The following is a 15,910-nucleotide window of genomic DNA, read 5'->3' on the forward strand; positions in this document are numbered from 1 at the left end:
TGAAATATTTTATCGGATGTGTTATAATATCGTAGTTAATAACACATTCGATTTTTTATTGAAAGAGGTTTTACTATGGTATTCGGAGCAATTCTCGCCGGTGGCAGTGGTACAAGAATGCATATTAGCAATATGCCAAAGCAGTTTTTGCCACTAGACGAAAAGCCAATTATTATTCATACACTTGAAAAATTATTAATGTGTACCAAAATTGATGTTATATATATTGGTGTAAATCCGGCTTGGTTAGGATATATGTCTGACCTACTAGAAAAATATGAACTTGACTTTGAAGACAAAATCAAGCTAGTACCCGGTGGTAAAAATAGAAACGATACTATTTTTAACATTATTAACGATATTGAAAAGACTTACGGTGAAAGTGAGGACAACATTATTGTTACTCATGATGCAGTAAGACCTTTCGTTACACTAAGAATTCTTGATGAAAATATTGAAAATGCTATGACTTACGGTGCTTGTGATACTGTTGTTCCTGCAGTTGATACTATTGTTGTTTCTCAGGATGCTCAGCAGATTGACTCTATTCCTGACAGATCAATGATGTATCAAGGTCAAACACCACAGACATTTAAGATTAATATTCTTAAGGAACTATACAGTCAGCTTAAGCCATCTGAAAAGAACATTCTAACTGATGCTTGTAAGATTTGTGTTATGAAGGGTGCACCTGTTAAGCTAGTAAAGGGTAACTCATCTAACATTAAGATTACAACAATCAGCGACTACAAAATCGCTCAGTTCCTTGTTGGTGGCAATGTTGTTGAGTTGGAGGAAAACGACAGGTGATTAACTATATTTATCAGCTTACTTCTCCACAGTTCTTTTCTGTTAAGTATGAAGATATTGACATAAACAAGAAAGTAATTATCCGACCTAGATATATGTCAATTTGTCGTGCAGACCAAAGATATTATCAAGGTAATCGTGATATTAAAGTATTAAATGAGAAACTTCCTATGGCACTTATTCACGAATGTTGTGGTGAAGTTATTATAGATAAAACCGGTCACTTTAAGCCGGGTCAGCAGGTTGTTATGATTCCTAATCAACCGGCTAATACTGACAATGCAGATAATTCCTTTATATACGAAAACTACAGACCTGACAGCAAGTTTCTAAGTTCAGGTGCTGATGGTTTTATGAGAGAATTTGTTGATATTGACCCTGACAGAGTTATACCTTTTAACAATATTCCACTTTCTACTGCTGCAATTACAGAATTTGTTTCTGTTGCTTGTCATGCAGTTGCAAGAATGAAAAAGGTTGCTCATGAAAGACAAGATGCCTTTGGTGTATGGGGTGACGGTGCTTTATCTTATGTTATTGCAACAGTACTTAGAGCAGAATACCCTAAGGCTAAAATTTATGTTATCGGTAAAAACCAAAGAAAGTTAAGCAGATTTTCCTTCGTAACAAAAACATTTTTAACATACAATATTCCAAAAGACCTACACATTGACCATGCATTTGAATGTGTTGGTGGTGAAGGTGCTTTGGATGCTATTAACGATATGATTGACTACACTTCCCCACAAGGTACACTACTACTTATGGGTGTATCGGAAAATATGGTGGCTATCAACACTAGAATGGTACTTGAAAAAGGCTTTACTATGGTTGGTTGTTCAAGAAGTGGCAGAGTGGATTTTGAAAAGGCTATTTCTTTAATGGAAACTCAGAGAATTAAGAGAAGACTATCTTCTATTATTTATGAGGATGCACCTGTTAGAAACTTTGACGATATGCACAGAGCCTTTGCTGCTGACTTAAATACACCTTTTAAAACAGTTTTTGAATGGAAAGTATAAATTTATTATGGACAGATTTATAATTGATAACTGGACACAAGAGGACTATAACAGCCTGATTCTTTATCTAAAGAGTCAGGCTGACTTAAAATACAGAGATTTTCACAGTAAGCTTATACCTAATTGTGACAAAGAATATTTTATTGGTATAAGAGTACCTGTAATGAGAAAGCTGGGTAAAGCTATTGCAAAAGGCAACCCTAGAAGTTTTCTTAAGGTTTGTGGAAATAAATATTATGAGGAAAGTATGCTTTATGGCATTGTAACTTGTAGTATTAAAACAGAAAGTTTCTCTGACTTTTCCTCATTGATGGAGTCTTTTGTGAAAAGAATGAACAACTGGGCATTGTGTGACAGTTGTAAATTTACTGAATTAAAGAAATATAAGGAAGAATATTTTTCTTATATAGAAAAATATTTAAACAGTGATAACCCTTGGGAAATTCGCTATGGCATTATTACAATGTTTGAATACAAGGAAGATAAAAAGTATTTAGATGATATTTTAGTTCGTTTAAAGAATATTAATTATGACCATTACTATGTAAAAATGGCTAAGGCATGGCTTACTGCTGAGCTTTTTGCTTTTCATAAAGATGAAGTTTTTAATTTTCTTAAAAAGAATTATTATGACAAAGAAACTTTCTTAATGACTTGCTCCAAAATCAGAGATAGCAGAAGGGTATCTGATAAGGATAAGGAAGAAATTAAGGAATTTAAGAAAGTTAGTCTTGACAAACTGTAACATAGTGTTATAATAAAGTTAAACAGAATAGTTGTCTTCGGGGCGGGGTGTAATTCCCCACCGGTGGTAAAGTCCACGAGCCATTATGGTTGAATTGGTGAAATTCCAATACCGACGGTTATAGTCCGGATGAAAGAGGATGATTTTTTTGCGTACCACTGGTGCGTGTTGTTAATATGCTCTTTGCCCCACAATTTTTATTGTGGGGTTTTCTTATTATATGACGACTAACTGTAATATTATTTATTGGGAGGTCATTATATATGACAATCGTAAAACAAAAAAGTGGCATAAACCACACAACTTTCCTTGCTGTAACTTCTATGCTTGCAGCTTTGGCAGCAGGACTAATGTTTATTGAATTTCCACTGCCATTTATCGCACCATCTTTCTATGAATTTGACTTTTCAGAAGTACCTGTACTTGTTGGCACATACAGTATGGGACCTGTTGCCGGTGTAATTATTGAACTTGTAAAAATCCTAGTTAAATTCTTAATTAAGGGTACATCAACCGGTGGCGTTGGTGAACTGGCAAACTTCATTATTGGTTGTTCATTTATCCTACCTGCCGGTTTAATCTATAAGCACAAAAAGTCTAGAAAAACTGCTTTAATCGGTATGCTGACAGGTACTGTTACAATGGCAGTTGTAGGTATTCTATTTAACACATTTGTACTTGTTCCTCTATATTCAAACTTTATGCCTATTGAGGCTATTATCAGCCTAGGTAAAGAAATTGTACCATTTATCTCAGATACATTTACTTTCTGTATCTTCTGTGTTGGTCCGTTTAACATTGTAAAGGGACTTATTATTTCATTGATTGTATTCTTCATTTACAAGCCACTTTCCAACTTGATTCGTAGCATTGATAAAATGTTTATGAAAAAATAAGTTGACAAACTTACTGAGAGTGATATAATAGTAAATGTTCACAGAGTAGAAACTGTTTCGTGAAGTGTTCTTTGAACGGGGAGTTGTCAAAGAAACGAAAGGATTACCTGCGGTTACAGTTTCGCATCCCGCTGTTACAGACGACAAACTATGGACGGGAACTTTTCTGAAGTTTCCGTCTTTTTATTTGCCACCTCTGTAACTTATAATAAGGAGGTTTAAATAATGGATAGTTTTGTGAATTTTTTTAAGAAGATACCAAATAAATTTGCTTCATCAGCAAAGGAACTTGGTAAAGTACAGGGAATTGCAATTATTGCAATGTTACTTGCACTAAGAGTTGTACTAGGTATGTTTGCAAACATTGGACTTGCATTCAACCCATATGTAAAGATTGGTTTCACTTTCTTACCTATGGCACTTGTTGCTTACTATTTTGGTCCTGTTTGCTCAATGATTACTGCTTGTTTAGGTGATGTACTTTCATATGTATTTGCACCTGCAGGAGCATCATTTACACCAGGTATTACTGCCGGTTACATTATTGAGGCTTGTCTACTGGGTATCATCCTATACAAGGAAAAGATTTCTCTACCAAGAACAATTATCTGTGAAGTTCTTGTCACTTTAATTGGTAGCCTTGCAATTAACACATACTTCATTTATATGTTCTACGGTTTAACATATTTACAGCTACTTGGTCTAAGAGCTGCAACACTTATTCCATGGGCTATTATTGAAGGTATCTTAGTTGCAGTTGTTGTTAAGGCACTTAACAGAGTTCCTGCAATCAGTAAGAACCTTCCAACTACTTGATTTTGTTTTTACTTATCCCCTATTTTATAAAGTAATATATAATTAAAATCAAAAATTGATTCACATAGAGGCGTTAATTCGCCTCTATTTTCTTTTGTTTTTTTAATTTTGATTGTGGGTTAAGATAGGTGTGTTCTTCAAATTAGGGTTTTTAATTTTGTCTGTGCGTAAAGTTAAGATTGATAAATTAGGGTTTGTGAGGATAAAAAATCCTTGTTTTGTGGTAGTTATTTAGAATTAGCTGATACTAACTAGCCTCCCTTGCGTAAAGGGAGGGGAACCACGAAGTGGTGGAAGGATTGTTTTGGTAGGCACTTTAGATTATATAAGATTTATTCGATATATGATTTAGGGAACGAACACTGTTCGTTCCTATATTTATAGATAACTCTTATCTAATCGTACACATTTTATCTAGAGAACACAATCTACCGTGACAATCCCTCTGTTTTGCATTTGCAAAACATCAGCCACTGCATAAGTTCGCAAAGCCAAATTAAAATTTGGATGCTCACTTATCCCTTTACACAAGGGCGACTGGCGAATATGTACAAATTTAGGGTAACTACATAGGACAAAATTACAACAAACTTTTGGCTCACAGTCGTAGGGGCTTCACTACAAAAGTTTTTTATTCAAAAACTTTTGCATAAGTTCACATTAGCAAATCAAACTTCGCCTATGACTCGTTTTCTTTGATGTTCACTTAATTGTTCGCCCGTTAAAAAGTGTGATACTTATGAGATTATTGTCCTGTTTACAGACTATAAATTTATAATATCTACAAAGGACAAAATACAAATAGAAAGGTTAATTTTCAAACGGGACATCAATGATGTCCCCTACAACTGTATCTCATAATGTTCATTGTATTTTATAGTTAGAAATAAAGGAAAGTTTCTTCTATGATGATATTTTAAACAAGTTTAAAATATCAACCACTCCTTCAGTCATTCTTTAAAAGGTGAATTGCTTTGCAATTCACGAATGACAGCTCCCTCAGCGAGGGAGCCTTTGTCTTTACCATAATTTATACTAATTTATAAAGTCTGTACTATTTAAAAATTGCGTACTTATTTTAGATTTGTACAAACTATTTTGCCTCCCTCGCTGAGGGATAAGTGAGCATCCAAATTTTATATTTGGCTTTGCGAACTTATGCATAGGCTGGTGGCTTTGCGTATGCAAAGACGGAAGGAGTGATTGGAATTGTAAATTCATTTACAATTCCATATTAGTTAAAACTATCAAATAGCCTCACAAACCCAAATTTATAAAACTAATCTTTACCCACAGAAAAATTGAAAAAATAAAAACAAAAGTAAAAAGGCATACCGAAGTATGCCTTTAAAGTGGGATGTAATAGTAGGACGCTAATTAGTAAAATGTAGTAGAAAGATGCTTCTTATTAAATTGTAGTAGTAAGACGCTTATTTAATGCAACAGTGTATAAAGAAAGGATAAGGTGAGTTGCATAAAATATAATTTCTTCAATTTAATCTTTTTAAGAGATTGTAGTAATATGTTTAAAATTAATTTGAAAGAAATTTATTTAACAATAATTGTACATCTGGCAGTTTTTCTGCCATCTCTTGTTGTTACAGTAACAGTTGCTCTACCCTTTTTCTTAGCAATAACTTTACCTTTGCTATTTACTGTAGCAACCTTACTGTTACTTGACTTAAATGTTACTGTCTTAACATTGGCATTGCTTGGGTTAACTATAGCCTTTAAAGTACAAGTCTTTTGGTTAGCTTTGCCCTTTACCTTTAGAGTAGCTGACCTTCTGTTTAGCTTAACAGAAGTTACTCTTTGAACTACTGTTACCTTGCAAGTAGCTTTTATTTTGCTATTATCACTTGATGTTGCTGTAATAATTGCTGTACCTCTGGATCTTAGAGAAACAACACCGTTGCCGTTAACTGTAGCTACCTTTGTGTTACTTGACTTATATGTAACCTTTTTGTTATTTGCGTTAGTTGGATTTACAGTAGCTTTTAATGTTAATGTACCATTCTTTGTTGTACGGTTATAAGTATATGAAGTTCTGTTTAGCTTAATGCTCTTAACATTGATTATAGGATTAACTTCACCTGTATCTTCAATTAAGATAGTACCGTTAGCACCACTGTTAAATGTTACCTTGCCATCTGTAACAGTAGCAGTAGAATCATCATAAGTATTTTTTAGAATTGCACCGTTAGCAAACTTAGTTGTGTCAACTGTAATAGTAACATTAGTGTTAGCAGTAGCACCGATACAAGCCATAACTTTATCAGATACACCGTCTTTGTCATATGTTCTTTCAAATGCTGCACCGGATGTTGATTTTAGTGAAGTATGAGAACCTGCACCAACAGATACATGGTTGTTACGGAATGTACCGACTTTCTGCCAATGAGAAAGAATATCGTTATCAATGCTATCCCAGTTCATAAATGAACGAACATCATGGTTACCATTAGAAATAGTTGTACCTATTGAGCCAACTGCCTTAACATATTTTCTACCTGTTTCATCACCGTAGTAAATCTGTACTGCACCGGGAAGTAACTGTAAAGCAGAGCCTTGATAAATTAGCTTGTCTTTATTATATGAATCAGTACTTCTATCTCTGCCACATAAAGCAGTATCGTGAGAAGAAATATATGTTAGCACATTGTATGTTGAGCTTGAGTTAATATTTCTTGCATACTTTTCATATGTTGTGTTTACACCGGAAACATCTGTGATACCTCTGCCACCGGAAAATTCAAAGTTGATTGTTGAGTCAAACTTACCCTTTGTAAAGTAATTATCGCTAGGACCGGAAAGTGCCTTGCCATAAACTTCACCTGTCATCCAGAATGGTTCATCCCAATCAGCACCGGCTTTGTCAGGGTTATTCTTTCTCCATGTTTCAAGAGCCTTAGTACAATCGTCCTTTAGTTCTGCCCAAGAGTCAAGTTCAACATGTTTTGCAGTATCGCAACGGAAACCATCAATACCGTACTTTTCAACATAACTGCTTAGCCAGTAGCATAGGTAGTTTCTGACTCTCTTAGTTTTGTTGTTATCTTTGAACCATTTATTCATTTCAGCAACTTTAGTTTCGTAGTTGCCTTCTTTTTTCCACTTATTAGCTAAAAATGTTGGTAGTTCAACTTCTTCAGTTGATTCTGTTCTAAAGTCAGGTAACAGACCACCGGCTGAACCCTTTAGAATATTATCTGCACCTGAACCAAAAGCAGGATAACCTTGGATGCCACCTCTTAACCAACTAGCACCCCACCAAGTTGACCAATCTTTTGCAAGTGAACCGTCATCTTTGGAATCCTCATAAGTAATGTACTTATGATATGTATCATTAAAGCCCTTAAATGAATAATACTCATCTTCCCAACCGGTTAAAAGTCTGCCAAAACCAAACTTGTTCATATCATACATTGTGTTGTAACCGGGATGGTTCATAACAATATCAAGTACAACTCTTAGTCCATGCTTATGAGCAGTATCAACCATAGTTTTGAATTCTTCTTCTGTACCGAAATTTTGGTCAAAGTCTGTATAGTCACCTGCATAATAACCATGATATGCATAGTGTGGCATTGCAGATTTTTCTCTAGAACCGGTACAAGTATAACCTTGGATTTGTTCATATGGAGCAGAAACCCAAAGTGCATTTACACCTAGCTTATCAAAGTAACCTTCGTTAATTTTCTCAGTAATACCAACAAAGTCACCACCCTGAAATGATGCTGCATCACTATTCATCTTGGTAGTAACAGTACCATCCTTTTCAAGTCCTCTACCGTAACTGTGGTCGTTACTTGTGTTACCGTTATTGAAACGGTCAGTTAAAAGAAAATAAACTGAAGCATTATCCCAAGTAAAATTATCTTTTGAAGTAGCACTTTCACTGGTCTTAGTAACAGCTTTATCAACAGTTTTTGCACTAAAAGTCGGTGCTAAAGCAACTGTACTTGCCATCATAGTAGCTGACAGTGCCACTGACAAAAACTTCTTCAACTGAAAAACCTCCATTCAAGTTTTCATAATATATCTCGTAACATAATTATAACATATAAGAAGTTACCTCTCAATTAACCTTACACCCAAAGTTTACACCTTATATTTGTACGATTTGCTATAAAACTATGAATAATTTTTAAATAATCTTAACTATTTATTACAATTGTATTTTTAACATAATCTGTAATGCCGAGAAATCAGATGGTAAATTATCTGCATAAAATTTGCCATATAACCATTTTTGAAGTATAATTAATAGGCAACTGACAGTAAAAGGAGCTACATTTTATGGCAAGGTCATTTAAGACTAAAGATACTAGGAGAATTATTAAGACACATACAAAAATTTCAAGTCAGCTTAATTATGTTATAAATCTTTCAGAGAATTATAAAAATGCAATTAAGGATAATGTAAATAACTACATTTCCAACAAAATAAATGAAACATTAAGCAATATTCCTGTTGATGAACTTAATCGCAACAAACAAGGAATTAGGGTAAAATCACTTCATGACAGTGGTTATAATAATATTTCAGATATTGCCTATAAGACAGTTTTGGAGCTTAAAGAAATTAACGGTATCAGCCTTGAAAGTGCTTATGCTATTCGTGAAACTGTTGATAAAATGGTTAATCAAATTGTTGATGTTACGAAACTTGCACTATCTGTTGACAACAAAACTCCTGAAACTACTGCTATAGTCAGATGTGTTGATATTTACAGAAAGATTTTTCCTTGTGCCGGTAGATGTACTCAACTGCTAAATACATATTCAGAAAAAGTTAACACAGAAATTGAAAATGTTGCAACTGCAAAGAATGGTGTTAAGTGGTTATTTTCTTCTAAAGAAAATAAAGATAAAGCAGAAAAAGCCTATGAATTTCTAACCTATTTAGCTAAAAGTGAATATGGTGCTTTTGCTGATGAAAGTTCAAAATCTGCAATTGATGTTGAGAAAATAACTGATGAAGAATGTTGGAGTGACTTTGAGAAATATTCAATTCAGTTCTATAATATTTTAGAAGAAATCACACCTAATGCACTTGGAAATAACAAAGCCTTAGGTTTGCCTGATGAACTGGCAAAACAAGTTGAAAGTCAAGAGGTTGACCTTACAGGTCTTGCTTGTGAACTTAGAAAGTATCAGTTAACCGGTGTTAAGTATGCATTCTTGCAACAGAAAGTGTTGCTTGGTGATGAGATGGGTTTAGGTAAAACTATTCAGGCTATTGCACTAATGGTTGCACTTAGAAATATCGGTGCTACTCGCTTTATGGTTGTATGTCCTGCCAGTGTTATTGCCAATTGGTGTAGAGAAATTACCGAGAAAAGTGACTTAATAGTTGTGAAAATTCATGGTCAAGATAAATCGGTTGCCTTAGAAAATTGGATGCAAAACGGTGGTGTTGCAGTTACTACATATGAAACTACAGGCTATATTGACCTTGAGGACAGTTTTAGGTTTGAAAATTTAATTGTTGATGAAGCCCATTATATTAAGAATCCTGAGGCAAGACGGTCAAGAAATGTTAGAAATATTGCAGACCATGCAAAAAGAATTTTGTTTATGACAGGTACTGCCCTTGAAAATAGGGTAAATGAAATGATAGAGCTTATCTCTATTTTGCAACCACAAATTGCATATGAAGTTGACGGTATGGAGTATCTAAGTTCAGCACCTGAATTTCGTGAAAAGGTAGCACCGGTTTATTACAGAAGAAAAAGAGAAGAAGTACTGACAGAACTTCCTCAGCTTATTGAAAACAAAGAATGGCTTGATATGAATCCTGTTGAAAAGGAAGCATATTACAATGCAGTTATGTCAGATAATATGCAAGCTCCTAGGAGAGTATCATGGAATGTTGCCAATATTGCCGACTCCTCAAAGGCAAAAAGATTAAAAGAAATTGTTGATGAAGCTACTGATGACGGTAGAAAAGTTATTGTATTCTCATATTTCTTAGACACAATTAAAAAGGTTAAATTAGTTCTTGGGGATAAATGTGTTGACCATATTAACGGTGCAGTTTCTCCTCAGCGTAGGCAAGAAATTATTGATGAATTTAACAATGCAAAAGCAGGTGCAGTGTTACCGGCACAAATTCAAGCCGGTGGTACAGGACTGAATATTCAGTCAGCCAGTGTTGTAATTATTTGTGAACCACAGTTTAAACCATCAATAGAAAATCAAGCTATTTCCAGAGCATATCGAATGGGACAAACAAGAAATGTTCTTGTGTATAGACTGCTTTGTGAGGACTCTATTGATGAGCAAATGATGAAAATGCTAAACAAAAAGCAAAACATTTTCAATGAATTTGCCGATAAATCTTCTGCTAAAGATACTATCGAAATCAATGAAGAAACCTTTAATAATATGATGAAAGTTGAGTATGAAAGGGTTAAGAACTTAGTTAATAATTCTAATACAGAAAAATAAATTCACTGCAAAACAAAAGCCAAAGTAAGGTAAAAATTTTACTTTGGCTCTTTTTTGTATTTTCTATGTTTTTTATAATAGAAGTAAAAATACTCTTATAAACTTAATAAATGTAATTACTGTTGAAGAATTTCTCTTGCAACAAATACACCACTTGCACTTGCATGAGATAATGAATGAGTAACACCACTACCGTCACCGATAATATACAAACCTTTATGTAGTGACTCTAGGTGCTTATCAACTTCAACTTCCATATTGTAGAACTTAACTTCAACACCATAAAGTAGGGTATCATCATTTGCAGTACCGGGAGCAATCTTGTCAAGTGCATAAATCATTTCGATAATGCCATCCATAATTCTCTTAGGTAGTACAAGACTTAAGTCGCCCGGTGTTGCTGAAAGTGTAGGTTCAACAAGACCTTCTTCAATTCTCTTAGGGTTACTTCTTCTACCTCTGATAAGGTCACCAAAACGCTGAACAATAACGCCACCACCAAGCATATTACTTAGTCTTGCGATACTCTCACCATAGCCGTTACTATCCTTAAATGGCTCAGAAAAATGCTTGCTGACAAGTAAAGCAAAGTTTGTGTTGTTAGTCTGCTTTTCTTTATCTTCATAACTATGACCGTTTACTGTAATGATACCGTTAGTATTTTCTGTAACAACACTACCCTTAGGGTTCATACAGAATGTTCTTACATTATCTTCAAACTGTTCTGTACGATAAACAATTTTACTTTCATATAGTTCATCTGTTAGATGAGAGAAAATTGCAGCAGGTAGTTCAACTCTTACACCAATATCAACTCTGTTGGATTTTGTAGGAATCTTTAGTTCGTGACAAACCTTTTCCATCCACTTACTACCACTACGACCAACAGAAATAATACACTTCTTGCACTGATATGTTTCATCCTCTGTATCTACAATATAGCCCTCATCATTATCATTTAGAAGTTCAACTGTTGTAACAGGTGTGTCAAAGTAAAAGTCAACCTTTTCTTTTAGGAAGTGATATAGGTTGTTTAGCACAATATAGTTTATATCTGTACCTAAGTGACGAACTGATGCATCAAGTAGGTTTAGCTTATTTTGTAGGCAAATTTTCTTAAAGCCTGTACCGGCAGTAGAGTATAGCTTTGTACCCTCACCACCAAAGTCCATATTGATTTTGTCAACATATTCCATTAGTTCAATAGCTTTTTTCTTGCCGATATATTCGTAAAGTGTACCACCAAAGTCATTTGTAATGTTGTACTTACCATCAGAAAATGCACCTGCACCACCAAAGCCACTCATAATGGAACAACTTTTACAGTTGATACACTTCTTAATCTTGTCACCGTCAATAGGGCATTTTCTCTTGTTAAGAATGTGACCTTCTTCAAAAACGGCAACCTTAATATCAGGATTGTTAGTTATCAGTTCATAAGCAGAAAAAATACCACCCGGACCTGCACCAACAATAATAACATCATACATTTTCATACAAATTTCTCCTTTGTTAAAATAGGGCATAAAAAAACCACCATAAACAGATAATACTATGCCCCAATGGGGATTATAGTTAACTGTTTGAGGCAGTTAGTAGAAACATTCGACCGTATCTCGAACTTATATAATCTTTTTAACCTTGGGTATTATATCAAAAGAATTCCAAATAGTCAACAGTAAATTTGCACATTTATACACCTAATTATATAGATAATATCACTAAAATTTTAATATACATTCCTTTAAAATATAAACTTTTCAAATTTATATTTCAGTTGCCTTTGTGGGTTAAGAAAAAATTGATGAATTAGTTTTTTCAATTTTTATTGTGGGTAAAGGTTAGTTAGATAAATTAGGTTTTTTCAATTCTGTTTCTGCGTTTAGATAGGTTAGTTAAATAAATTAGGGTTTGTCTTTTTAATTTTAATTGTGGGTAAAGGAAAATTTGTTATAAATTTAGTTGAGTATAAAGGAAAATTTGCAGAATTATCATACCTGTTATTATAACAATAGTGTGGCTAACAGGTGTAGGGGACATCATTGATGTCCCGTTACAAACTATCCTAAATAAAGGTATTATGCCCTATGTAGATATTATAAATTTATAGCCTGTAAACAGGACAATAATCCCATAGGTATCACACTTTCATTACGGGCGAACACTGTTCGCCCCTACGACTGTAAGCCTATAGTTTGTTGTTATTTTGTCCTATGTAGTTACCTTGAATTTGTACATATTCGCCAGTCTCCCTTTACACAAGGGAGCTTTATTTTCTAAAAATTAACACTTTGTACTCATCCCCACAAACCCAAATTTATAGAAATAATTATCAAATCACACAATGAAATTTATAAAACAAAAAGTGGCAGAATACTCCACCACTTTAAAATATACTTATTTAATTAGAAAATATAACTGTTACTAGATACAATAAAAATCACCTTTATTAGCATCGTTCATTTCTATTAAATCTTCAATAGTGAACTTATCCACATAATTAGTAACCACATTATAAAGACCTTTCCAGAAAGGTAAAGTCTGGCACATTGACGCAAGTTCACAAGTATTTTCTTCTGTTTCTAGGCAAGGGATTGGAGCTAAAGAACCCTCAATAAATCTTAGCACATCACCAACAACAATATTATCTGCCGGTCTGGATAGCTTATATCCACCTGAATGACCTCTAAGGCTATTTAAGAAACCACCTTTATTTAGCATACCAACAATGGTTTCCATATATTTAATAGAGATTTTCTGTCTTTCGGAAATACTTTTTATTGAAATATAACCGTCCTTTGCATTAATTGCAAGGTCAATTAAAATTCGTAAAGCATATCTACCTTTGGTGGAAACTTTCATTTTCTTCTCTCCTTTCCCTACTTTTTCTATAGGAATAGTTATATTTTAACAGAGAGATAAGAAAAAATCAAGCCTTCTTTAACTTATTATCAACAATTACTACCTTGTCACCAACATTTATATCCATTTGATAAAGGTACATATCCCCTTGCTTAATAACTTTTTTATTGTTATCTTCATCAAGAAGTACCACATCATCCATTGGCACTTGACCATCAGGCAAACCTTCACAACCAAAGTCAGGTTCAATAATATCAAGAACTTTATAAATCATTACTTCACCAATTTAATAATCTTTTCAATATCTTCTTTTGGTCTGTAGCCAACTACAGAATCAATGATTTCACCATTCTTAATAACAACAATAGTTGGGATACTTACAATCTTAAAAGCATTTGAAAGTTCAGGTTCTTCATCAACATTTACTTTACAAACCTTTACATCAGGATAATCCTTTGCAACTTCTTCAACTACAGGTGCCATCATTTTGCAAGGACCACACCAAGTTGCCCAAAAGTCAATTACTACTACCTTTTCAGTTTCCATAACCTCATTATGGTAGCTATCTTTAGTTAAGTTAATAATACTCATATTTTTCACCTTATTTTTCTTTATAGTATAGCATACAGTGACAATAGCCCTCAAAGTTAGGGTCGGCAATTTGTTCTCTAAACTCCTTGCACATACACTTGTAGTCCTCTGTTTTTTCTCTTCTACAAGGGCAATAGCCACCCTTTTCTTTAAGACCTTGTTTTACTGCCTCTACTATTTCTTTATTTTCGTTGTATCTGATTTTCATTATTTAATTTCCCCCTTTCTCATATGAGTAAGAATGAATAATTTGTACTAAATCTTACTTTATACATAGGGCTAAATATCTATTATATAGGTTAATTTGCTCGGGCGAATGATATTCGCCCATACAACTGTAAGCCATAATTTTGTAGTGAACCCCTACAACTGTAAACTATAATTCTGTAGTAAAATCCCTACAACTGTAAACTATAGTCTAATTTAAAATTTATTTTGCACAAGCTGTGAAAGGTAAAGTCTTGTCATACTTTAGGAAGATATTTTTATATGTATTATAAACTTCCTTATATTCAGGTAGATACTCCTTAATTTCACTACTGCTGAAAGGAATAATCAAATGGTCTCTCCATGTTGCTTGGTTAAAGTAACAGTAAAGTAGATTATTCTCTAGGTTTTCAAAAGTGATTTTTGTTTTACCGTCTTTAGTAGTTTTCTTAACTGTCATAGTAGCAAGAATACTTGTAACCTTGTTATAATTTTCGTCTTGATACTGTGAACATAATAGATTACCCATTGAGTAATAAACCAAAGTATCGCCAACATATCTTGCAGGTTCAATTACATGAGGGTGAGTACCAATTACTAGGTTAACACCATTATCAGCAAGGAACTGTGCCATATCATCCTGATATTCTGATTCATCAGGCATATATTCAACACCGGCATGCATACCAACAATTAAGAAGTCAACATTATCTCTTACTGCTTCAATATCTTTCTTAACTTGCTTTTTATATGCTTGATACTTAGTATCCTTTGCAGGGTCATTAATTTCCAGGTCAATTGGCCAAACATTAACCATATATTCCTTACCATCAGGTACAGGAATACCGTTTGTGCCATATGTATAGTCAAGCATTGTATATTTAATGTCGTTACATTCAAGTACATTTACTGCATCTCTGTCTGCTTGGCTGTCATAAGTACCCATCATATATACATTATGTTCTTTTCTTTGCTTGTCCCAATATTTGCAAGAATTTAGGATACCCTCTTCACCACCATCCATTGAATGGTTAGTAGCAGTTGAAACTAGGTTATAACCTAGGTCAACCATAGCGTCACCGGCTTCTTGTGGACTGACAAATAGTGGATAATCGGAAAGTCCCATTTCTGTACCACCAAGGATTGTTTCTTGATTATAGTAGTTTACATCACACTTAGAGGTAAACTGTTTTAGGTTCTTTACCATTGGTTTAAAGTTATATCCATTGCCACCGGCAATTTCATTTGCACCCTTATAAATTGAACTGTAAATAATATAGTCACCGGCAATAGACATATTAAATGAACTTTCTGTTGCTTTTGCTGTTGTTGTAGTCTGTGGTTTTGTTTCTTTAGTATCACCCTTGTTGCTACAACCTTTTGCACAAGAAGTAATACCAACAATTATTACAATGAGAAGTACAACTAAAATTCCTAAACCCACAAAAGGAATCATTGAATACTGTCTTTTGTTGCCTCTCTTATCTACATATCCTCTTCTAGCCACT

The 15,910-nt window shown here is 33.9% G+C and carries 13 protein-coding genes and 3 riboswitches; of the genes, 6 read left to right on the forward strand and 7 right to left on the reverse strand.

Annotated features, from left to right (window positions below):
• Positions 1-75 precede the first annotated feature (75 nt).
• The 5 genes from E5Z56_RS01290 (at position 76) to E5Z56_RS01310 (ending at position 4,289) form a co-directional block, all read left to right on the forward strand.
• Entirely contained in the window at positions 76-810 is a 735-nt protein-coding gene (locus E5Z56_RS01290) for an IspD/TarI family cytidylyltransferase (protein ID WP_138156179.1), read from the forward strand.
• On the forward strand, positions 807-1,832 hold the full coding sequence (locus E5Z56_RS01295; protein WP_022506084.1) for an alcohol dehydrogenase catalytic domain-containing protein: 1,026 nt from the start codon (positions 807-809) through the stop codon (positions 1,830-1,832). The genes E5Z56_RS01290 and E5Z56_RS01295 overlap by 4 nt, the downstream gene beginning before the upstream one ends.
• A 7-nt stretch (positions 1,833-1,839) precedes the next feature.
• A complete protein-coding gene (locus tag E5Z56_RS01300) occupies positions 1,840-2,577 on the forward strand; it encodes a DNA alkylation repair protein (protein WP_138156180.1) in 738 nt (245 codons plus the stop codon).
• 29 nt (positions 2,578-2,606) lie between these two features.
• Positions 2,607-2,722: riboswitch (FMN riboswitch) on the forward strand.
• A 118-nt stretch (positions 2,723-2,840) separates the two neighbouring features.
• Entirely contained in the window at positions 2,841-3,473 is a 633-nt protein-coding gene (locus tag E5Z56_RS01305) for an ECF transporter S component (RefSeq protein WP_138156181.1), read from the forward strand.
• Positions 3,474-3,512: 39 nt separating this feature from the next.
• A riboswitch (THF riboswitch) is annotated at positions 3,513-3,609 on the forward strand.
• Between the two features lie 89 nt (positions 3,610-3,698).
• On the forward strand, positions 3,699-4,289 hold the full coding sequence (locus E5Z56_RS01310) for a folate family ECF transporter S component (protein ID WP_138156182.1): 591 nt from the start codon (positions 3,699-3,701) through the stop codon (positions 4,287-4,289).
• Between the two features lie 1,548 nt (positions 4,290-5,837).
• On the opposite strand, the gene E5Z56_RS01315 is transcribed toward E5Z56_RS01310, so the two are convergent.
• On the reverse strand, positions 5,838-8,297 hold the full coding sequence (locus E5Z56_RS01315; protein WP_175405330.1) for an alpha-amylase family glycosyl hydrolase: 2,460 nt from the start codon (positions 8,295-8,297) through the stop codon (positions 5,838-5,840).
• Positions 8,298-8,588: 291 nt separating this feature from the next.
• Between E5Z56_RS01315 and E5Z56_RS01320 the strand changes: the two genes are divergently transcribed.
• Entirely contained in the window at positions 8,589-10,742 is a 2,154-nt protein-coding gene (locus E5Z56_RS01320) for a DEAD/DEAH box helicase (RefSeq protein ID WP_138156184.1), read from the forward strand.
• Positions 10,743-10,858: 116 nt separating this feature from the next.
• Here the strand turns inward: E5Z56_RS01320 and E5Z56_RS01325 are convergent, their stop codons facing one another.
• From E5Z56_RS01325 to E5Z56_RS01350, 6 genes are all read right to left on the reverse strand, one after another.
• Positions 10,859-12,238, reverse strand: a complete 1,380-nt coding sequence (locus E5Z56_RS01325) for an NAD(P)/FAD-dependent oxidoreductase (RefSeq protein WP_138156185.1) — start codon at positions 12,236-12,238, stop codon at positions 10,859-10,861.
• A 56-nt stretch (positions 12,239-12,294) separates the two neighbouring features.
• Positions 12,295-12,392, reverse strand: a riboswitch (purine riboswitch).
• A gap of 774 nt (positions 12,393-13,166) precedes the next feature.
• Entirely contained in the window at positions 13,167-13,604 is a 438-nt protein-coding gene (locus E5Z56_RS01330; RefSeq protein ID WP_138156186.1) for an RrF2 family transcriptional regulator, read from the reverse strand.
• Positions 13,605-13,671: 67 nt separating this feature from the next.
• Positions 13,672-13,878: a hypothetical protein gene (locus E5Z56_RS01335; RefSeq protein WP_138156187.1), complete on the reverse strand. Its 207-nt coding sequence runs from the start codon at positions 13,876-13,878 to the stop codon at positions 13,672-13,674.
• Positions 13,878-14,195 carry a thioredoxin gene (gene trxA / locus E5Z56_RS01340; RefSeq protein WP_022505339.1) on the reverse strand — a complete coding sequence of 106 codons (318 nt, stop codon included), beginning with the start codon at positions 14,193-14,195 and terminating at the stop codon, positions 13,878-13,880. The genes E5Z56_RS01335 and trxA overlap by 1 nt, the downstream gene beginning before the upstream one ends.
• Positions 14,196-14,205: 10 nt before the next feature.
• Positions 14,206-14,403, reverse strand: coding sequence for a ferredoxin-thioredoxin reductase catalytic domain-containing protein (locus E5Z56_RS01345; protein ID WP_022505338.1), 198 nt, complete (start codon positions 14,401-14,403; stop codon positions 14,206-14,208).
• Between the two features lie 222 nt (positions 14,404-14,625).
• Positions 14,626-15,909 (reverse strand): CapA family protein, encoded by a 1,284-nt coding sequence (locus E5Z56_RS01350; protein WP_138156188.1) that lies wholly within the window; start codon positions 15,907-15,909, stop codon positions 14,626-14,628.
• Position 15,910 lies beyond the last annotated feature (1 nt).

The organism is Ruminococcus bovis, from assembly GCF_005601135.1.
Classification (GTDB): Bacteria; Bacillota; Clostridia; order Oscillospirales; family Acutalibacteraceae; genus Ruminococcoides; species Ruminococcoides bovis.